The sequence below is a fragment of the Brachybacterium sp. AOP43-C2-M15 genome, assembly GCF_052446295.1.
GTDB lineage: Bacteria > Actinomycetota > Actinomycetes > Actinomycetales > Dermabacteraceae > Brachybacterium.
In genome coordinates this window covers 47,874-66,106 of sequence record NZ_JBQSWB010000006.1, presented here as the reverse complement: position 1 = coordinate 66,106, position 18,233 = coordinate 47,874, and the positions used below count along the sequence as shown (strand labels likewise).

Annotated in this window: 17 protein-coding genes and 1 pseudogene; 12 read left to right on the top strand and 6 right to left on the bottom strand. The window is 72.6% G+C overall.

What is annotated here, in order from left to right; all coding sequences use genetic code 11:
* Together ACT3SP_RS08080 and ACT3SP_RS08075 are read right to left on the bottom strand one after the other, a co-directional pair.
* Positions 1-477, bottom strand: a complete 477-nt coding sequence (locus ACT3SP_RS08080; protein WP_444586754.1) for a nucleoside deaminase — start codon at positions 475-477, stop codon at positions 1-3.
* Between the two features lie 52 nt (positions 478-529).
* Positions 530-2,593, bottom strand: a complete 2,064-nt coding sequence (locus ACT3SP_RS08075; protein ID WP_444586753.1) for an oxidoreductase — start codon at positions 2,591-2,593, stop codon at positions 530-532.
* Between the two features lie 107 nt (positions 2,594-2,700).
* On the opposite strand from ACT3SP_RS08075, the gene ACT3SP_RS08070 reads away from it, so the two are divergent.
* Entirely contained in the window at positions 2,701-3,312 is a 612-nt protein-coding gene (locus tag ACT3SP_RS08070; RefSeq protein ID WP_444586752.1) for an isochorismatase family protein, read from the top strand.
* Between the two features lie 3 nt (positions 3,313-3,315).
* Here the strand turns inward: ACT3SP_RS08070 and ACT3SP_RS08065 are convergent, their stop codons facing one another.
* On the bottom strand, positions 3,316-4,938 hold the full coding sequence (locus ACT3SP_RS08065) for an HNH endonuclease (protein WP_444586751.1): 1,623 nt from the start codon (positions 4,936-4,938) through the stop codon (positions 3,316-3,318).
* 420 nt (positions 4,939-5,358) lie between these two features.
* Here ACT3SP_RS08065 and ACT3SP_RS08060 point away from each other — a divergent pair, with 420 nt between their 5' ends.
* A complete protein-coding gene (locus ACT3SP_RS08060) occupies positions 5,359-6,582 on the top strand; it encodes an ATP-binding protein (RefSeq protein ID WP_444586750.1) in 1,224 nt (407 codons plus the stop codon).
* Positions 6,583-6,630: 48 nt separating this feature from the next.
* Here the strand turns inward: ACT3SP_RS08060 and ACT3SP_RS08055 are convergent, their stop codons facing one another.
* Positions 6,631-7,704 carry a MerR family transcriptional regulator gene (locus ACT3SP_RS08055; protein ID WP_444586749.1) on the bottom strand — a complete coding sequence of 358 codons (1,074 nt, stop codon included), beginning with the start codon at positions 7,702-7,704 and terminating at the stop codon, positions 6,631-6,633.
* A 158-nt stretch (positions 7,705-7,862) separates the two neighbouring features.
* Here ACT3SP_RS08055 and ACT3SP_RS08050 point away from each other — a divergent pair, with 158 nt between their 5' ends.
* From ACT3SP_RS08050 to ACT3SP_RS08035, 4 genes are all read left to right on the top strand, one after another.
* Complete coding sequence (locus ACT3SP_RS08050; protein ID WP_444586748.1) at positions 7,863-8,903, top strand: GNAT family N-acetyltransferase; 1,041 nt, start codon at positions 7,863-7,865, stop codon at positions 8,901-8,903.
* A gap of 135 nt (positions 8,904-9,038) precedes the next feature.
* Positions 9,039-10,271, top strand: coding sequence for a beta-propeller fold lactonase family protein (locus ACT3SP_RS08045; RefSeq protein WP_444586747.1), 1,233 nt, complete (start codon positions 9,039-9,041; stop codon positions 10,269-10,271).
* Positions 10,268-10,753 (top strand): SRPBCC family protein, encoded by a 486-nt coding sequence (locus tag ACT3SP_RS08040; protein WP_444586746.1) that lies wholly within the window; start codon positions 10,268-10,270, stop codon positions 10,751-10,753. The genes ACT3SP_RS08045 and ACT3SP_RS08040 overlap by 4 nt, the downstream gene beginning before the upstream one ends.
* 56 nt (positions 10,754-10,809) lie before the next feature.
* Entirely contained in the window at positions 10,810-11,289 is a 480-nt protein-coding gene (locus ACT3SP_RS08035) for a J-domain-containing protein (RefSeq protein WP_444586745.1), read from the top strand.
* 324 nt (positions 11,290-11,613) lie between these two features.
* Here the strand turns inward: ACT3SP_RS08035 and ACT3SP_RS08030 are convergent.
* Positions 11,614-12,201, bottom strand: a pseudogene (locus ACT3SP_RS08030) (RIO1 family regulatory kinase/ATPase domain-containing protein); the annotation flags it as partial.
* Here ACT3SP_RS08030 and ACT3SP_RS08025 point away from each other — a divergent pair.
* The 3 genes from ACT3SP_RS08025 (at position 12,185) to ACT3SP_RS08015 (ending at position 13,747) form a co-directional block, all read left to right on the top strand.
* Positions 12,185-12,400, top strand: coding sequence for a hypothetical protein (locus ACT3SP_RS08025; RefSeq protein ID WP_444586744.1), 216 nt, complete (start codon positions 12,185-12,187; stop codon positions 12,398-12,400). The pseudogene ACT3SP_RS08030 and the gene ACT3SP_RS08025 sit on opposite strands and share 17 nt — an antisense overlap.
* A 199-nt stretch (positions 12,401-12,599) precedes the next feature.
* On the top strand, positions 12,600-13,367 hold the full coding sequence (locus ACT3SP_RS08020) for a VOC family protein (protein WP_444586743.1): 768 nt from the start codon (positions 12,600-12,602) through the stop codon (positions 13,365-13,367).
* Positions 13,364-13,747 carry a DoxX family protein gene (locus tag ACT3SP_RS08015; RefSeq protein ID WP_444586742.1) on the top strand — a complete coding sequence of 128 codons (384 nt, stop codon included), beginning with the start codon at positions 13,364-13,366 and terminating at the stop codon, positions 13,745-13,747. The genes ACT3SP_RS08020 and ACT3SP_RS08015 overlap by 4 nt, the downstream gene beginning before the upstream one ends.
* On the opposite strand, the gene ACT3SP_RS08010 is transcribed toward ACT3SP_RS08015, so the two are convergent.
* Positions 13,738-14,964, bottom strand: coding sequence for an MFS transporter (locus tag ACT3SP_RS08010; protein ID WP_444586741.1), 1,227 nt, complete (start codon positions 14,962-14,964; stop codon positions 13,738-13,740). The genes ACT3SP_RS08015 and ACT3SP_RS08010 overlap by 10 nt on opposite strands.
* 181 nt (positions 14,965-15,145) lie before the next feature.
* Here ACT3SP_RS08010 and ACT3SP_RS08005 point away from each other — a divergent pair, with 181 nt between their 5' ends.
* From ACT3SP_RS08005 to ACT3SP_RS07995, 3 genes are read left to right on the top strand one after another with little or no spacing between them, the layout of a single operon-like run.
* A complete protein-coding gene (locus tag ACT3SP_RS08005; RefSeq protein ID WP_444586740.1) occupies positions 15,146-16,426 on the top strand; it encodes an ABC transporter substrate-binding protein in 1,281 nt (426 codons plus the stop codon).
* Positions 16,416-17,327, top strand: coding sequence for a carbohydrate ABC transporter permease (locus ACT3SP_RS08000; protein WP_444586739.1), 912 nt, complete (start codon positions 16,416-16,418; stop codon positions 17,325-17,327). Before ACT3SP_RS08005 ends, ACT3SP_RS08000 begins: the two co-directional genes overlap by 11 nt.
* Positions 17,320-18,210 (top strand): carbohydrate ABC transporter permease, encoded by an 891-nt coding sequence (locus ACT3SP_RS07995; protein ID WP_444586738.1) that lies wholly within the window; start codon positions 17,320-17,322, stop codon positions 18,208-18,210. Before ACT3SP_RS08000 ends, ACT3SP_RS07995 begins: the two co-directional genes overlap by 8 nt.
* Positions 18,211-18,233 lie beyond the last annotated feature (23 nt).

The window sequence follows — 18,233 nt, the reverse complement described above, 5'->3', positions numbered from 1 at the left end:
TCAGTACGCCGTGCGGCTCTCGTGGGCGCTCCATGCCTCGAAGGGGGCGAGGGACTCCCTGCTGCGCTGCTGCGCGGTGGGCAGCATCCCGCGCCGGGCCGGCGACTCGAAGTACTCGTAGAACGCGGCGTCGTCGAATCCCGCTCGCGCCGCGTCGTCCCGCCCGGCGGCGAACATGATGCGCTCGATGCGCGCCCACAGCGCCGAGGCCAGGCACATCGGGCACGGCTCGCAGCTCGCGTAGAGCACCGCGCCGGTCAGCTCATGGGTGCCGAGCCGCGCGCAGGCCGCCCGCAGCGCCACCACCTCGGCGTGCGCGGTGGGATCGTGATCGGCGGTGACCCGGTTGGCGCCCTCGAACCGCCGACCGCCCGCGGTGACGAGGACGGCCCCGAAGGGCCCGCCGTCGGCCGCGACGTTCTGCACGGCCAGGTCGACGGCACGCTCGAGGTGATCGGAGTCGGCAGGGGAGCTCATGTCGAACGATCCTCCCGGCTCCCGCGCCTCGTGTCCAGGGACCTGCCTGTCCCTACAGCCCGGCCACCACCTCGACGGCCTGCCGGATCGCCCGCTCGGCGTCGAGCTCGGCGGCGACGTCGGCCCCGCCGACCACGTGCACGCGGGGCGACCTGCCCTTCCGCGCCGCCGTCACGTCCGCGGCGAGGTCGTTCACGCTCACCTGGCCCGCGCACACCACGACGGTGTCCACGTCGAGCACGGCCTCCTCGCCGTCCTCGAGGACGTGCAGCCCGGCCGCGTCGATGCGCTGGTAGCTCACGCCGCGGTGCTGGATCACCCCGGCATGCCGCAGCTCGGCGCGGTGCACCCAGCCGGTGGTGCGGCCCAGACCGGCCCCGATCCGGGTCTCCTTGCGCTGCAGCAGGTGCACCTCGCGCGGGGCCTCCCCGGTCGGGCGGGTGGCGACGCCGCCGCGGTGCTGCTCGTCCGCCTCGACCACTCCCCAGTGCCGCTTCCAGGCGGTCACGTCGAGGCTCGGGGAGGGGCGCGGCGCGCTGAGGAACTCGGCGACGTCCACGCCGATGCCGCCGGCGCCGATGATCGCGACCCTCTCCCCGGCCTCGGCGCGCCCCTCGAGCAGGTCGGCGTAGCTCACGACCGCGGGGCCGCCGTCGGCGGGAAGGTCGATCTCCCGCGGGGCGACGCCGGTGGCGATGATGACGTCGTGGAAGCCCTGCAGGTCGCTGCCCTGCGGGCGGGTCCCGAGACGGATCCCGACCCCGGCGGCCGCCAGGCGCATCCGCCAGGACCGCAGCGCCTGCGCGTAGTCCTCCTTGCCGGGGATCCGCGCGGCCAGGCGCAGCTGACCGCCGATCTCCTCGGTGGCCTCGAACAGGGTCACGATGTGGCCGCGCTCGGCGGCAGCGAGGGCGGCCTCGAGCCCGGCGGGGCCGGCGCCGACCACGGCGACCTTGCGGGCGCGACGCTCGATGACGGGCTTCAGCACCAGTTCGGTCTCGTGCCCGGCACGGGGGTTGACCAGGCAGCTGGCCCGCTCGCCCTCGAACACCTTGTCCAGGCAGGCCTGGTTGCAGGAGATGCAGGCGACGACCTGGTTGGCGCGCCCGTCGGCGAGCTTCGCGGGCAGGTGCGGGTCGGCGAGCAGGGGTCGCGCCATGGACACCAGGTCCGCCTGTCCGGAGGCGAGGACCTCCTCGGCGACCTCCGGGTCGTGGATGCGGTTCGAGGCGATGACGGGCACGCCCACCAGCTCGCGCAGCGCGGCGGTGTTCTCGGCGAAGGCCGCGCGGGGCACGGAGGTGACGATGGTGGGCACCCGGGCCTCGTGCCAGCCGATCCCGGAGGCCAGCACGTCCACGCCGCGCTCGACGAGACCCTGCGCGAGGTCCGTGGTCTCCTCCCAGGTCTGCCCGTCCTGGACCAGGTCCAGCAGCGAGATCCGGTAGCTGAGCAGGGAGTCCTCACCGATCGCTGCGCGCACCGCGGCGGCGACCGCGAGCGGCAGCGCGCGCCGGCCCTCGGCGTCGCGGCCCCACCGGTCCCGGCGCCGGTTGGTGGCGGGGGCCAGGAACTGGTTCAGCAGGTATCCCTCGCTGCCCATGATCTCCACGCCGTCGTAGCCGGCCCCGACCGCGCGCGCGGCGGCCTCGGCGAAGTGGGTGACGGTGCGGTCCACGCCGCGGCGGGTCAGGCGCCGTGCCCGGAACGGCGAGATCGGCGACTTCCCGGACCTGGCCGAGGCGGACAGCGGGTGGAAGGCGTAGCGCCCGGCGTGCAGGAGCTGCAGGAGGATGCGCCCGTCGGCCTCGTGGACCTCGCGGGTGACGATCTCGTGCGCGCGCAGCGTGCGGGCGTCGGCCTGGGCGCCGCGCGGGGTGAGCCTGCCGGTGCGATCGGGAGAGAAGCCGCCGGTGACGATCAGCCCGGCACCGCCGCGGGCGCGCTCGCCGAGGTAGGCGGCGAGCTTCTTCGCCTCGGCCGGCCGGTCCTCGAGGCCGACGTGCATGGAGCCCATGACGATGCGGTTGCGGACCTCGAAGCGTCCCAGGTCCAGCGGCGCGAGAAGCCGGGGGAAGGTGCTGTGCACGGTCGGGTGGGGAAGCGGCTCTGGCATGCGGGCGATTGTGCCAGCTCCGGCGGTGGGACGCGTGGGGGCGCTCCGCCGGGCGTGCGCCCGTACCCTGGGGCCGACCCCCCTGTCACCGGAGCGAGGAGCCACCCATGTCAGCGTCCACGCCGTCGCGCCTGCTGATCATCGTCGACGTCCAGAACGACTTCTGCGAGGGCGGTGCGCTCGGGGTCGACGGGGGCGGCGCGGTCGCGGGCCGGATCGCCGCCTTCGTGAGGCAGCACGGGGCGCAGTACGACCGGATCCTCGCCAGCCAGGACTGGCACCGCGGGGACACCGACAACGGCGGCCACTTCGCGGTGCCGCCTGCGGAGCCGGACTTCTCCGAGACCTGGCCGGTGCACTGCGTCGCCGGCACCGAGGGAGCGGCCCTGCACGCCGGGTTCGCGGAGCTCGCGGAGGAGCTGGGGGAGCGGGTGGAGATCGTGCGGAAGGGGGACGGGATCCCGTCCTACAGCGCGCTCGAGGGGACGGTCGTCGCGACCGAGGAGAGCGTCCGGCAGCTTCTCTCCGCCGGCGGCTGGGATCGGATCGACGTGGTGGGCCTCGCCTACGACTTCTGCGTGCGCGCCACGGCGCTGGAGGCGGCCGGGACCGGCGCTCCCGTGCGGGTGCTGCGTGATCTCACCGCCGCGGTGCATCCGGCCGGTGTCCCGGCGCTCGAGCAGGAGCTGGCCGGCGCCGGGGTGGAGATCGCGGGCTGAGCGTCAGAACGGCGGGTCGGCGCAGTCCGGTTGCTTCGCGCCCGGTGGGATGATGCGGCGGGGGTCGCGGCCGGGGCACGCCGTGGTGAGGGCCCCGTGACGCTGCTCGGCATGGAGGCGCACGGCCTCCTGGTGGAGACGCTGGTGGAGCTGCCAGGCCTCGTCGAGGGCCTGGGCGGTGCGCGGGGTGAGCAGGTCCGTGCTCTCCCTGGTCCGGGTGCGGACCTCTCCCTCGATGGTCCAGCTCGTCTCGAGCGGTCCCGCGGTGGTGGTGCCGTCTCCGCGGCCGGGATCGTCGGCGGGGTCGCGCTCGGGATCCAGGAGCCCGGCCGTCTTGGCCTGATGATGCTGCCAGCACAGTCGGTGGAGGTTCCACAGGCTGGTCGAACCGCCGCGGGCGGGGTCCTCGTGGTCGTACTCGACGATGTGGTCGTCCTCGGCGGCGAGCACCGTGGTTCGGGTGCAGCCCGGGACGGCGCAGACGGGGTGGCGCAGCCGCAGCTGGAGCCGCATCTGCGCGGTCGGAGCATAGGCCTTCGCGTCCACGGGGAGGTGCGTGCCCGTGATGGGCTCCGTGAGGATCCGCCGCCACGTGCTCTCCCCGGCGGCGAGCTCCCGGGCGAGCTCGGCGGGCAGGGGCGACAGTCCGTCGAGCATCGCGGGCGCGTCATCGATCCCGAGCAGCGTCGTGACGGGGACGGTCACGAGGATCTTGTACGGGCTGCGGGTCTCCTCGACGGGGTCGATGTCCAGGACGGAGTGCGTCAGGATCGCGTAGCGGAGAGTGCGCAGCGAGAGAGGTCTGCCGCGTTCGGCGAGGTTCTGGTCGATGTCGAAGGGCAGCGGGCCCTCGGCCCCTTCCTCCAGCGCGGCGCGCTGGGTGCGCTGCACGGTGCGGGCCTGGACGTCGAGTCGGTGGGCGAGGGACCGGATCTCCGGGATCGGGCCGGTCACCAGCAACGAGGCGGTGCCGGTGGCGGTGTCGACGTCCACGATCTCCACGTCCCGCGACTGCGAGGGCGGGGTGGGCAGGGCATCGGCGGTCGCGAGATCGACGGCCAGGCGCACGTGCCTGCGGTAGGTCGCCTGCGAGACGGAGGGGAGCTCCACCGTGGCCAGGTGGGCGTCCACCTGACGGGCCTGCTCGTCGGTGAGCCGACGGACGTGCCGCAGGAGATAGTGGTGCATCGCCTCGGTGAGGTCGCCGAGGCGGAGGTACTCGAAGGTCAGCGGCATGACGGAGACCGCGGTGTGCGCATCGCGGACCTGGGCCCAGGCCTGGTCGTAGCTGCAGCGCAGACCGGCCGCGATCTTCAGCGCGGTCATGTCGGCATCGTCCGGGCGGCCCTGCACCTCCGGGTCGTCGTGGAAGAGCGCCGCCAGCAGTCGCAGGTGATGGGCGTACAACCGGGTACGGGTCATCGTCGTGCGGTGCAGGGCGAGCACTCTGCCCGCGGAGAGGGAGTCGGGCCCGACCTCTTCCAGGACCCGCTCCCGGTCCAGCGGACGGCGGGCCCGCACCGACCACTCCGGCAGATCGGGGACCGCGGCCGCGGGCAGTGCCGGGGCGGGAGCCGCTGCTCCGTCGGCCGACTCCACCTGCTCCCGCTCCTCGAAGTCACCCATCGCCCTCACACCCCTCCGTCCGTTCCGTCCGTCGTGCCGCGTTGCGCAGGTCGTCGGTGCCCTCCCAGAATATCGTTCTGACCGCGCCTCCTGAAGGGTCAGCGCCGAATGTGCGGAAAGTGTGGATGACCGACGTCTGTGGAGGAGTCGTCGCGGGTGGAGTGCGGGCGGGGTGGACGTTCTGCCAGGTGAACGGCCTATGTGGTGGGGTTCGCGAGCGGCCGGCGGAGTGGCCGGCGGGCTGCCGAGAAAGGGAATCGGCCGCACTCCCGGTAAAGTTTCTCCGGAAATGTCAATACCTCGCCCGAGAATGTGGAAAACTCTCGCGGTGGAGGAACGGTCGGAACGGAGGGTCGGCGCGGACGGCGGCGACACCGCCCCGCCCTGTACATACACCGACATACGCGCCACCATGGCCCCATGGCGACGACCAGACAGCCCGCGCCGTCTGCCCGGGACCCGCGCGGCGGCAACCCCTTCACCCCCGGATTCGGCCTCACCCCGATCATCCTCGCCGGTCGCGACGTGGCGATCGGGGAGTTCACCGCGGCCCTGACCGGGGACGTGCCCGAGGCGCGCGCGATCCTCATCTCCGGCGCCCGCGGCTCCGGCAAGACGGTCCTGCTCACCGAGTTCCGCGAGCTCGCCCTCGAGGCCGGGTGGACCGACCTGCGGATGCACACCTCCTCGACCTCCCTGGTCGAGGAGCTGCGGGGCCAGGCCATCGCGCGCCTGCGGCAGATGGACCCGGAGGCCGAGACCTCCCGCCTGACCTCCGCCCGCGTCTCGGCGCTCAGCGCCTCGCGGGACGTCGTCCAGCGCTACGAGGGCGAGGGGGAGGTGCTCGCCACCGTGCTCGACCGTCTCGCCGCGCTGTGCGACGAGGACGGCGGCGGGCTGCTGATCACCCTGGACGAGCTGCAGTCCGTGGACCGCGACCAGCTCCACGCGCTCACCCAGCACGTCCAGGACCTCATCGGCTCCGGGCACGCGGTCGCCTTCCTCGCCGCCGGGGTGCGGCCGGGGGTGGACGCCCTGCTGGACCACGAGCGCACCACCTTCCTGCGCCGAGCCCACCGCATCGAGGTGAGCAGCGTGGACGTCGGCACCGCCGCGGAGGCGATCCGCATGACCGTCGCCGACACGGAGAAGACCATCACCCCCGAGGCCGCGGTGCTCGCCGGCGAGATATCCCGCGGATACCCCTACCTGATCCAGCTCATCGGCTCCAAGGCCTGGCAGAACAGCGGCGACGCGGACACCATCGAGGTCGAGGACGTCCGCGGCGCGAGGGACACCGTGGTCGCGGCGATGATCAAGAACGTCCACGGCCCGGCCCTGCGCGGGCTCAGCCCCCGCAAGCGCGAATACCTCCGCGCCATGCTCGAGGACGAGGGGCCCTCCGCCGTCGGCGACATCGCGCGGCGCATGGCGATCGACCCGCGCAACCAGTCCACCTACCGCGAGCGGCTGATCGAGGACGAGCTGATCCGTCCTGCCGGGCGCGGCTTCGTCGAGTTCGCCCTGCCCTATCTCGACGAGGCGCTGCGCCACGAGGAGCGCGAAGGGGTCGGCGCCGACGTCGAACCCGACACGGGCCTGACCCGGTCCCACCGCTCGCGGCGGGATCCTCGACCTCGGTAGGTCCTCCCGCGCGCCGGGCCCGATGCGACGGGCCCCGGCCCCCGCGTCTCACACCCGCGCGAGCGCCACGCCCACGTTGTCCGGGCCGCCGGCGGCGAGGGCGAGATCGACCAGCCGTGCGCCGAGGGCGACCGGGTCCTCCGCCCCGCCGGTCAGGGCCTCGGCGAGGGCCGACGGGTCGACGACGGCGTGCAGCCCGTCGGTCGCCACCAGCACCAGGTCCCCGGGCTCGAGCCGGCGCACCAGCAGGTCCGGAGCGGTGGGGGCGTCCGCGGCGAGCGCCCGGTTCAGCACCGCGCGGTCGGGGTGCGAGGCGGCCTCCTCGGGGGAGAGCCGGCCGGCGGCGAGCAGGGAGCGCACGTGGGTGTGCTCCTGGGTCACGTGCTCGATCCGGTCCCCGCGCACCAGCACCACCCGGGTGTCGCCGAGGTGGGCGATGTGCAGCCGGTCCCCGTCCAGCAGGGCGGCGGTGAGGGTCGAGCCGGCCCCGCCGTCGGTCGGCACCAGGGACTCCGCGGCGGCCCAGGCGGTCTCCAGGGCCGCGAGCGGGGCCGGCGCCGTCCCGACGTCGAGCGCCCCCTCGAGCGCCGTCGTGAACGCGGCGAGGATCCTCTCGGCGAGATCGTCGGCGGAGCCGAAGCCGTCGGCGACGGCGAGCAGCACCCGGCCGCCGGGCAGCGCGGTCACCTGCACGGCGTCCTGCTGGCTGGGGCGGTCGAGCCCCTGGTGCAGCGCCGAAGCGGTGCGGGGTGCGGTGGTCGGTGCGGTCATGACGTCCTCCTGGGGGAGTTCCCCGAGATCGTGGGCGAGGGCGCGGACGGCGGCGGCGCGGGAGAGGGCGTCGGCCTCCTCCTGCCGCCACCAGGAGCGCAGCTCCGCAGCGGCGGCATCGGCGTCGAGATCGCACAGCATCCGGATGCGGGCCAGGCCCATCCCGATGCCGCGCAGAGCGGCGATGAGCCGTGCCCGCTCGACCTGGTCCGTCCCGTAGGAGCGATACCCGGTGAAGGGGTCGACCCGACGCGGGACCAGCAGTCCCGACTCGTCGTAGAGGCGCAGCGCCTTCGGGCTCAGACCGCTCCTGGCGGCCAGTTCCCCGATGCTCAGCAGCGTCTCGTCCATGCCGTTCTCCGTCCTGCCTCGCCCGGTCTCCCGGGCACCGGGTCCGTCCCGGTGGGTCCACGCTCCGGATTGCCCCGGGGGAAGAGTCAAGAGGGCCCGGGGCCCGCCGTCACGATATTCCGTCGACCAGCGATGTCGTGGTGTGGTCGACTGCGTACATGCACGTGAGCATCCGTCCCCTGGTCCCCACGTCCGATCTCGAGCTCGACCAGTACCAGGCGCTCGGGACGGCGATCGACGAGGACAGCTTCGGCGGCAGCCAGTCCCTGACCCGGGAGCAGCTGCGCGCCGCGATCACCGACTCCCCGTACTGGAGCACCCGGCGCTGGGTCGCCGTCGTCGAGACCATGGAGGGCGGCGAGAGCATCGTCGGCCGCGCCTCCGTGTTCCTGCCGCTGCAGGAGAACCGCGAGACCATCGCGGTGGGGGCCTCCGTGCACCCCGCCTTCCGCGGCCGAGGCATCGCCACGGCGCTGGTCGAGGAGGCGCTGATCCCCGCGATCCGCGAGTCCGGCCGCACGCTGGTGGAGGCCTACGGCGAGATCCCGGCGGACGGCGACCCCGACAGCGAGGAGCTGCCGGTGCAGCGGCTCGCGGCGCGCCTCGGCATCACGCGGAAGAACCTGGCCGTCTGCCGGGCGCTGCCGCTGCCGCTCGAGGACTCGCTGCTGGACGCGCTGCAGGCCGAGGTCGATCCGGAGCTCGGCGAGTATCGCCTCGAGCTGTGGGACGGGGAGATCCCGGAGGAGCACCTGGAGCCGTACGGCCTGCTCATGCGGCAGCTCGAGCTCGACGATCCCGACGAGGACGTCGAGCACGAGGCGCCCGACTACACGCCCGAGCGGATCCGCGAGAGCGAGCGGCGGATGCGGGAGCGGGGGACCGTGCGGATCACGGCGGTCGCGGTCGCGCCCGACGGCAGCTTCGTGGGCAACTCCGAGGTCCACCTCCACGACGCGCCGCGAAGCACCCTGGGCTGGCAGGAGAACACCCTGGTCATGCCCGAGCACCGGGGGCATCGCCTGGGTCTCGCGCTCAAGGTCGCCACCCATCGGCAGCTGCGCGAGCGGGCTCCGCAGCTGCGCTCGCTGGTCACCTGGAACTCGCATGTGAACCCGTGGATGATCTCGATCAACGAGAAGCTCGGCTACGAGATCCGCTTCCGCGAGCTCGTGCTGCAGGGACGCCCGCAGCTCTGAGCCGCGGCGAGCGCCGGTGCGCGCCCGGTTCGTCGGGACTCGGCGGTCTCCGCCCAGTTTTCCCGACACGCCGCCCTGCTCCCCTCCTGTCGCCGCCCGTCGGGCTAGGTTCGGCGGCACAGGAGGGGGCAGCTGATGACCGTGCAGGCGAAGCATCTGAGGAAGACGACGCGTCGGAGTCGGCCGCACCACCAGTTCACCGTGGCCATGGCGATCCTGTCGCTGGTGATGGCCGGGGGCATGGTGGCCGGTGCGGTGACCAGCGTCGTCGGCCCCGAGGGCGGGGAGTCCGCGGTCGGTGCCGAGGGCGCCGGCGAGCTGCCGCCCGGGGACCCCTCGAACACCACCCGCCTCGCGCACCTGGACCGCATCACCGGGGACATCAGTCCCAAGTCCGTGGTCGCGAGCCCGGCCGGCACCGTCATCGCGAACAACATGATGTACAGCCACTCCTCCACGCTGTACGACGCCGAGACGCTCGAGCTCACCGCCGAGGTCGTGGACGAGGTGAACCTCGCCGACCACGGCTTCGAGGGCCGGGGCGGGGTCACGCAGGGCGCGCCCGTGGAGGCGGTGTTCTCGCCCGACGGGAAGTACGCCTACGTCTCCCAGTACCGCCTGCGCGGGCCCGGCGACGGCGCCGACGCCACCGACGACTGCCGGAACGGGGAGCAGATCGGGCGCTCCGCCGTGTACCGCCTGGACCTCGCGAGCAACGAATGGGACCAGGTCATCGAGGTGGGCAGGGTCCCGAAGTTCCTCTCCCTCTCGCCCGACGGCAGCCTCGCCCTGGTCTCCAACTGGTGCGACGAGACGGTCTCCGTGATCGACCTCGCCGCCGGGGAGGAGACCAGCCAGATCCCCGTCGACTCCGCCCCGCGCGGCAGCGTCATCCTCCCGGACAACCGCACCGCCTACGTGACCGCGATGTACGCCGACGAGCTCTTCCGGGTGGACCTCGTCACCGGCGAGAGCGAGCTGGTGCTCGAGACCGGCCGCAAGCCCCGCCACCTGGTGCTGTCCCCGGATGCGAGCCGCATGTACCTCACCGTCTCCGGCAGCGACGAGCTGCTCGAGCTCGACACCGCCACCGGCGAGGTGCTGCGCACCGCCGAGACCGGCCGCGAGCCGCGCACCATGACGATCTCCCCGGACGGTCTCGCGCTGTACGTCGTGAACTACTACGCGAACACCGTCTCGAAGTTCGACACCGCGACGATGGAGGAGATCCAGACGGTGGAGGTGGGCCAGAACCCGATCGGCATCACCTACGAGCCCACCCAGCGCCGCGTCTGGGTCGCGAACTACGCCGGTTCGATCGACGTCTTCGACGACACCGCCCCCTCGGGTGGCACCATGGAGCCATGACCCACGTCACGGAGCAGGACCAGCAGCCGGATGCCGTCGTCACCGCCTCCCGGGAGGTCGCCGCGAGCGCGGAGGAGATCTTCGCCCTCATCGCCGACCCTGCCCAGCAGCCCCGCTGGGACGGCAACGACAATCTCGCCGAGGCCGCACCCGGGCAGCGGGTGCGTGCCGTGGGCGACGTCTTCGTGATGACCAACCTGGGCGGCGGGGTGCGGGACAACCACGTCGTCGCCTTCGCCGAGGGACGCGAGATCGCCTGGACGCCCGCCCCGCACGGCGAGCGGCCGCCCGGGCACCGCTGGGGCTGGACCCTCGAGCCGCTCGCCGCCGGACGCACCCGCGTCACCCACGAGTACGACTTCTCGGCCCTGCCCGCCGAGCAGGAGAAGCGCCTGGCCAAGGCCCGGCAGATGACGCCCGAGAAGCTGCTGGCCTCGATCGATCGGCTGGCCCGGCTCGCCGAGGAGGTCGAGGGCACCTGAGCTCGCCGGAGGAGGAGAACACCGGACCCGTCGACCCGAGGAGCCTCGGGCCGGCGATGGACCCCGACGTGGCGCGCGTGGAGTCCGCGATCGAACGCGCGGCGAAGCGGGGCGACTTCGACGACCTGCCCGGCGCGGGCAAGCCGCTGGACCTGCCCTCCACCCACGACCCGGACTGGTGGATCAACCAGCGCATCGCCAGCGGTGACATCGACCGTCAGGCCCTGCTGCCCGTGGTGGTGCTGCTGCGCAAGGAGTACGAGAAGCGCGACGAGACCCTCGCCGCGCTGCCCTCCGAGCGGGCCGCGCGGGAGTACGCGGAGGACTTCACCGAGCGGGTCCACCAGGACCGTCGCGCGAACCCGTTCCAGACGATGCTCGCCCCGGCGTGGGAGGCGGGCGACGCCGCACGGCGCTGGCGGGAGCTGCGCGCTGCACGGCCGGCGGAGGCGCCGACGACGCCGGAGGCGACGTCGGCGCGGCCGGCGGAGGATCCGCCCCGTCGGCGCTGGTGGCCTTTCGGCCGACGGGGCTGAGCCCCTCCCGCTCAGCGCAGCGCGTGCCGGGTGGAGGCGACCGCACGGCCCACGGCACCGACGGCCCACGGCACCGACGGCCTCCGAGAGCGCCTCGGGCGAGCGGTCCGCACCGAGAGCGGCCGGCGCGGTCCCGGCGCGGTCGGGTCCAGGAGCGCGGCGACACGGAGGGCGAACCCGGTCCGCGTCGTGTCGTCGATCATCAGCGCTCCCATCCCTGCCAGGCCGCGGCGAACCATTCCTCGGCATCCGCCGCCGCGGGGGCGCTCCCTGCGCGCGCAGCCAGGTGCACATGTTCACGCAGTCGCGGCGCAGGAAGTCCGAGCCGTTCGGGTTCGCGATCAGGTCGATGACCTGCGGGACGTCGATGATCACCGGATCCGGCTCGGCCTGCCGCGCATCGGCCAGGACGTTGTAGGGGGAGAGATCGCCGTGCACCAGCCCGAGGGCGGCGAGGTCGATCACCGTCTCCCGCAGGCGCTCCGCCCAGCGGCCGACGGTCGCCGGATCCGGGCTGGTCTCCTGCAGGCGCGGAGCGGCGACGGCGCCGTGCGCATCGTCGGTGCCGATGAACTCCATCAGCAGCTCGGTGCCGACGATCTGCACCGGATAGGGGACCGGGAGACCCGCCTCCCACAACCGTCCCAGCACGTCGAACTCGGTGCGGGCCCACTGCCCGGCCGCGACCTGCTTGCCGAAGGCGGTGCCCTTGGCGATCGCCCGGCCCTCGCGGGAGTCGGTGCTGCGCCGACCCTCGGTGTAGGCGTGCGAGCGGTGGAAGGTCGAGTGCTCGGGGGAGCGGTAGCGCTTGGCGACCAGCAGCGCACCCTCCCCGGGAGCGCCGGTGAGGAGCTCCTCGGGCAGGGACCGCTCGAGCAGGAAGGCGTCGGCCTCCTTGCCGGTCTTCAGCACCCCCAGCTCGGTGTCGATCGCCCCGTCGTGCTGGACCACCCAGTCGGGGAAGGGCTGCGGTCCGCGGTCCAGGGTGTGGGCGGTCTCGGGCCAGGTGGACCAGCGCTGGTCGTCGTCGAGCTCGGCGACGGTGAGGGCGTACATGGACTTCGCGAAGAAGGCGTCCCGGTCGAAGGACGTGGTCATGGGGTTCTCCTGAGGGAGGGCCTGCGAGGTGCTCAGCAGGTCGTGACGGAAGGGAGGACGGCAGGGGTCAGCACGGCGACGACCATCTGGTCCTCCTTCCCTCAGGGCGGCCCGGTGCGGGTCGCGACGCGATCACGGTAGGCGGGGCGCGCACAGCGGGTCCACTCCTTTTCCGGCTGGACCCTCGGGCGCTGGCCAGGGACACTGGCGTCATGTTCCTGGAGAACCTCGGCATCGACGCCCTCGACCCGCTCCGCCTGGGCCGCTTCTGGGAGGCGGCGCTCGGCACCACCACCCTCACCGCGGAACCCGACATCTTCGAGACCCGCCTGGAGATCGCCGGCGAGGACTACCTCGACCTGTGCTTCGCGCAGGTTCCGGTGCACAACGACGCCCCGCTCAGGCTGCATCTGGACCTGCGCGGCGGTGATCAGCAGCTCGAGATCGCCGATCGCCTGCGCTCTCTCGGCGCGCGCGATCTCGACATCGGGCAGGGGGACGTGCCCTGGATCGTGCTCGCGGACGTGGAGGGCACCCCCTTCTGCGTGACGGAGGGGCGCGAGGCCTACACGGACACGGGCCCGATCGCGGCGCTGCCGCTGGACTCCGCCGACCCCGAGCGGGACGTGGACTTCTGGGCGTGGATCACCGGATGGACGCAGGCTCCCGGCGACGGGCCGCCCACCCTCCGCCATCCCTCCGGTCGTGGACCGCTGCTCGAGCTGTGCGAGGAGCCGGAGCCCAAGCGCCCCGGCGCGAAGAACCCGATCCACCTCGACGTGCGGCTCGAGGCCGGGGACGATCCCGACCGGATCGCGGCCGAGGTCGCCCGGCGCGGCGGCCACGAGTTCCTCCCCGACTGGGGCGAGCTGCCCTGGCGGGTCTTCCGGGATCCCTCCGGGAACGAGTTCTGCCTGCTGCCGGCCCCGGGATCGACACCGGGATCGACACCGGGAACCGCCTCGGGACCGGCCGCGTGACGGCCGGTCGCCGGACCGCCGCCGGACTGTCCGCGCTGCTCGTCGGCGCCGGCGTCGCGCACCTGGTCCGGCCCGAGCCCTTCGACCGCATCGTCCCGCGGGCGCTGCCCGGACCGGCGCGGCACTACACCTGCGCCTCCGGGATCGCGGAGCTCGGCGTGGCCGGGCTGCTCGCGATCCCGCGCACCCGTCGCGTGGGCGGACTCGCCGCGTTCGCCCTGTTCGTCGCCGTGTTCCCCGCGAACCTGCAGATGGCCCACGACTGGCGGCACGCCCGGCCGAGGAAGCGAGCGATCGCCCTCGGCCGACTCCCGCTGCAGGGCGTGCTCGTCGCGCTGGCGCTGCACGCGGCGCGCGCGGACCGGCTCCGTCAGGTCTGAGCGGAGGCCTCCGCCGGAGGAGCCTTCCGCCGCCGCCAGGGCAGGAACAGGCCGGAGAGGATGAGGCCGACGACCCCCACCAGCAGTGCCTCGCGCACCCCGATGGCGGTCGCCAGCAGACCCGCGACCAGGGCGAAGATCGGCGCAGCGCCCCGCGAGGCGAGGGTGAACGCGGTTGTCACACGCATCATGTACCGGTCCTCCGTGGCCTCCATCCGCACGGCCGAGTACACGGGTCGGAAGATGCTCGCCACGGTGAGCAGCCCGAAGGTGGCCGCCACGTAGATCGCCAGGCCCGCCGGACCGCCCGGGAGGAACGGCAGGGCCAGCAGGGGCAGGCCGCGCAGCAGCCCGGACCACAGCAGCGTGCGGTGCTCGCCGAGACGCCGCGACACGCGGGGTGCGAGCCGCGAGCCGACGATGCCGCCCAGGCTCGGCGCCGCGAGGGCGATCCCGAACTGCCAGGCGGGCAGGTCGAGACCGCGCAGCAGGAGGACGAGCTCGAGCGGCCCGATCCAGGCGATGAAGGCGGCGAAGAGCGTCGCGTTCAGCAGCAGGGGGCGCAGCGTGGGATCCGAGGCGGCGACCGTGAACCCCGCCGAGGCCTCGGCGAGGAAGTGTCGCGTGCCGGGATCCGGCGGCGTGGGCTCGGGCTGCCGGAGGCGACGGACGCCGAGCGCGGAGGCGAGCATCCCCACCGCCTGCAGGCCCAGGGTGACGGTGGTGCCGAGGAGCTGCACGACGGCGCCGCCCAGCGCCGGGCCGATCGTGTTGAACAGCCAGAACGTCGACTCCAGCTTCCCGATCGCCTCGGTGCGCCGCTCGCGGGGCACGAGGTTCTTCAGGTGCGCCGCCGAGGCGCCGCCGAACACGATCCCGCCGAGGGCGCCGATCGCGGAGACGGCGACGAGCTGCCAGAACGAGAGGATCCCCAGCAGTGCGGCGAGGGGGACGGAGGCGAAGAGCGCGGCCCGCACGAGATCCGCGGAGATCATCACCGGACGTTTGCGTCGTGCCTCGATGAACGGTCCCAGCGGAAGGGCGAAGGCCACTCCGACCAGCCCCGCGGCCGCGGTGAGGATCGAGATCTGCAGGGTGGAGGCATCCAGGGTGCGCACGGCGATCAGCGGCAGCGCACCCATCGCCAGGGCCGACCCCGCATCGGACGTCGCCCGGGCGAACCAGAGCCGGCGGAAATCCGCATCCAGAGGCGGCACGGCCGTCGTGGCGCTCCTCGTCTCCGTCGCCATCGGTCCCCTCACCCTGGTGCGAGAGCGCCACGCTAGCAGCGGAGGGGGTCGGCCCCGCGCCGGACACGCGCTGGGGGAGAGGGCCGCTGCGCGGCTGTCGATGGGCTAGCGTGGTGGGCTTCGTGTTCGGTCGGACGAAGGAGTTCAGGTGACGACCAGACGGACCTTCCTCGGTCTGGCCGGGGTGGCAGGAGCGTCGGCGCTGGCCGGCTGCTCGGCGGATCCCCGGATCGATGCCGCACTGGGCCCGCTCGCGGAGCGGGACGCGCAGGACGAGATCACCTTCGGGATCTGGGACAAGGCGCAGGAGCCCGCCATGCTGCAGATCATCGACGCGTTCAACGAGGTCTACCCGGGCATCTCGGTCGCCGTCTCGACCACGGCCTTCGGTCCCTACTTCGAGCGGCTGCGCATCCAGGCCCAGGGCGACGACCTGCCGGACGTCTTCTGGATCAACGGCCCGAACTTCGAGCTCTACGCCTCCTACGGGATGCTGCAGGATCTCAGCGGGCTCGAGGGCTTCGATCCGCAGAACTACCCGCCGAACCTCGTGGACCTGTACTCCTACGAGGGGACCCCGTACGCGATACCGAAGGACTTCGACACCGTCGCCCTGTGGTTCAACCGGGACCTGCTGCACCGCGCCGGGGTGGACGAGCCCAGCGGCAGCTGGTCCTGGCAGGAGTACCGCGAGGCCTCCGAGGCGGTCACCCGGGCCCTGGGAGGGGAGCAGATCTGGGGCAATCCGGGAGGCGTGGCCAACCAGGCCCTGATCTACCCGCTGATCCTGCAGGCCGGCGGGTTCATCCTCTCCGAGGACAAGAAGACCTCCGGCTACGACGGTCCCGAGGCGATCGAGGCGTTCGGCTTCCTCGACGGGATGATCCGCGACGGGATCGCGCCCGACGTCCGCTACACCGCGGAGAACGAGCCCAAGGACCTGTTCAACAACGGACGCTCCGCCCTGTACCTGTCCGGCAACTGGGAGGCCGCCCTGCTCCAGGAGTCCCCGGTGCGCGAGCACCTGGGGGTGGCCCCGATCATCCACGGCGAGCAGGAGGCCAACGTCATCCACGGGATCGGCTGCGCGATGTCCGCCCGCAGCCGGCACAAGCCCGCCGCCTCCGCGTTCCTCTCCTTCCTCGGCTCGGAACGGGCCCACCGGATCCAGGCCGAGGCGGGGGCCGCCAACCCCGCGTTCCTCGGCACGAACGACGCCTATGTCGAGGCGATCCCCGAGTTCTCCCTCGACGTGTTCGTCGATGCCGCGGAGACCGCCCTGCCGTATCCGGCCAGCCAGAACACCAGCGCATGGCTGCAGCTGGAGGAGCTGCTGTTCCCGAAGATCCTCGGCGGTGAGAGCCCTGTCCAGGACGGGGCCCGGGAGCTCGCGGAGCGCATGAACGGAGTGCTCGCCGATGAGTCATGACACCGCCCCGGCCACCTCGCGCCGGCGTCGCAGCCGCGACGGCGCCTGGCCGATCGTGTTCCTCGCCCCGCTGATGATCGGCGTGGTGGTCTTCTACTTCTGGCCGATCCTGGCCACCGTCCTGAACTCCTTCTCCAGCTTCGGACCCTTCGGCGAGCGCAGCTTCGCCGGGCTGGAGAACTTCCGGACCCTGCTCACCGACTCCTTCATCCCGCGTGCCGTCCTCAACACCGCGATCTACACCGCGATCGTGCTGCTGGGCATCCCCCTGGCCGTCGGGATCGCCTCGCTGATGAACCAGAAGGGGCTGCGGTTCTCCCGCTTCTACCAGGTGCTGTTCTTCCTGCCCGCGGTCTCGATGCCGGTGGCGGTCGCGCTCGTGTGGCGGATGATCTTCAACAAGGAGTTCGGGATCGTCAACTGGGCGCTGTCCCTGGTGGGGATCGAGGGGCCCTACTGGACCACCGCGCCGTGGTGGGCGCTGCTGGCGGTCTCGATCGTCGGCCTGTGGGCGAGCCTGCCGCTGGCGATCATCATCCTCTCGGCCGGGCTGCAGGGCATCCCGGCGGAGCTGTACGAGGCCGCGCAGCTCGACGGCGCCGGACCCGTGCGCCAGTTCGTCGCGGTGACCGTGCCGCTGCTGACCCCGAGCATCTTCTTCCTGACCATCATCACCGCGATCAACGGCTTCCAGCTGTTCGACCTGCTGTTCGCGATGATGGGCCAGGCGAATCCCGCGATGGCCGACACCCAGTCGCTGGTCTATCTCTTCTACTCCGAGGCCTTCCGCCAGAACGATCAGGGCTACGCCTCGGTGATCGCCCTGCTGATCCTGCTGATCATCGGGGTGTTCACCCTGCTCCAGTTCCGCATGCAGAGGAGGTGGGTCCACTATGAGTGAGCGCACGAGAACCGCTTCGAGGACCCGCGCCGCGACACCCCGCACCGCGACACCCCGCACCGCGACGCAGACCCCGCGCCGCTGGGGCACGCACCTGGTGCTGCTGCTCGGCGGACTGTTGATGATCTTCCCGTTCCTCTGGCAGGTCAGCATGTCCCTGTCGACGCACGCCGAGGTCACCTCCGTGCCGCCCACCTGGCTCCCGGCCGACCCCCAGTGGGGCAACTACCCGGCGGTGTTCGAGCAGGTCCCCTTCGGGAACCAGTTCCTCACCACCGCGGCGGTGACCGTGGCGCGGGTGGTCGGGCAGCTGCTGCTGTGCGCGCTCGCGGGCTATGCCTTCGCGCGGATGAGCTTCCGCGGCAAGAACCTGCTGTTCGCGCTGGTGCTGTCGATCCTGATGGTCCCGTACCAGATCTACCTCATCCCCCAGTACGACATCGTCCAGCAGCTGGGATGGCTGAACACCGTCGCCGGCATCGCCGCGCCGGGGATCTTCAGCGCCTTCGGCACCTTCCTCATGCGCCAGCACTTCCTGGGGATGCCGCGCTCCCTCGAGGAGGCGGCACGTCTGGACGGCGCCAACCCCTGGCAGACGTTCTGGCGGATCATGTTCCCGCTCTCCGGGCCGGCCCTCAGCGCCGTCGCGATCCTCACCGCCCTGGCCTCCTGGAACGATCTGATGTGGCCGCTGATCGTGGCGACCTACGACGACCGCACCACCCTCGCGGTGGGGCTGTCCTCGCTCCAGGGTCAGTTCACCACCGACTACCCGGTGATGATGGCCGCGGCGTTCATGGCCATGCTGCCGCTGATGATCCTGTTCATCGTGCTGCAGCGGCGCGTGGTCGAGGGCCTGGCGCACTCGGGGATGAAGGGCTGAGCACCCGGCTCGCCGTCCCGCTC

Coding starts and splice junctions, on each gene's coding strand:
- ACT3SP_RS08080 (WP_444586754.1), bottom strand. CDS start 477: ATGAGCTCCCCTGCCGACTCCGATCACCTCGAGCGTGCCGTCGACCTG.
- ACT3SP_RS08075 (WP_444586753.1), bottom strand. CDS start 2,593: ATGCCAGAGCCGCTTCCCCACCCGACCGTGCACAGCACCTTCCCCCGG.
- ACT3SP_RS08070 (WP_444586752.1), top strand. CDS start 2,701: ATGTCAGCGTCCACGCCGTCGCGCCTGCTGATCATCGTCGACGTCCAG.
- ACT3SP_RS08065 (WP_444586751.1), bottom strand. CDS start 4,938: ATGGGTGACTTCGAGGAGCGGGAGCAGGTGGAGTCGGCCGACGGAGCA.
- ACT3SP_RS08060 (WP_444586750.1), top strand. CDS start 5,359: ATGGCGACGACCAGACAGCCCGCGCCGTCTGCCCGGGACCCGCGCGGC.
- ACT3SP_RS08055 (WP_444586749.1), bottom strand. CDS start 7,704: ATGGACGAGACGCTGCTGAGCATCGGGGAACTGGCCGCCAGGAGCGGT.
- ACT3SP_RS08050 (WP_444586748.1), top strand. CDS start 7,863: ATGCACGTGAGCATCCGTCCCCTGGTCCCCACGTCCGATCTCGAGCTC.
- ACT3SP_RS08045 (WP_444586747.1), top strand. CDS start 9,039: ATGACCGTGCAGGCGAAGCATCTGAGGAAGACGACGCGTCGGAGTCGG.
- ACT3SP_RS08040 (WP_444586746.1), top strand. CDS start 10,268: ATGACCCACGTCACGGAGCAGGACCAGCAGCCGGATGCCGTCGTCACC.
- ACT3SP_RS08035 (WP_444586745.1), top strand. CDS start 10,810: ATGGACCCCGACGTGGCGCGCGTGGAGTCCGCGATCGAACGCGCGGCG.
- ACT3SP_RS08020 (WP_444586743.1), top strand. CDS start 12,600: ATGTTCCTGGAGAACCTCGGCATCGACGCCCTCGACCCGCTCCGCCTG.
- ACT3SP_RS08000 (WP_444586739.1), top strand. CDS start 16,416: ATGAGTCATGACACCGCCCCGGCCACCTCGCGCCGGCGTCGCAGCCGC.
- ACT3SP_RS07995 (WP_444586738.1), top strand. CDS start 17,320: ATGAGTGAGCGCACGAGAACCGCTTCGAGGACCCGCGCCGCGACACCC.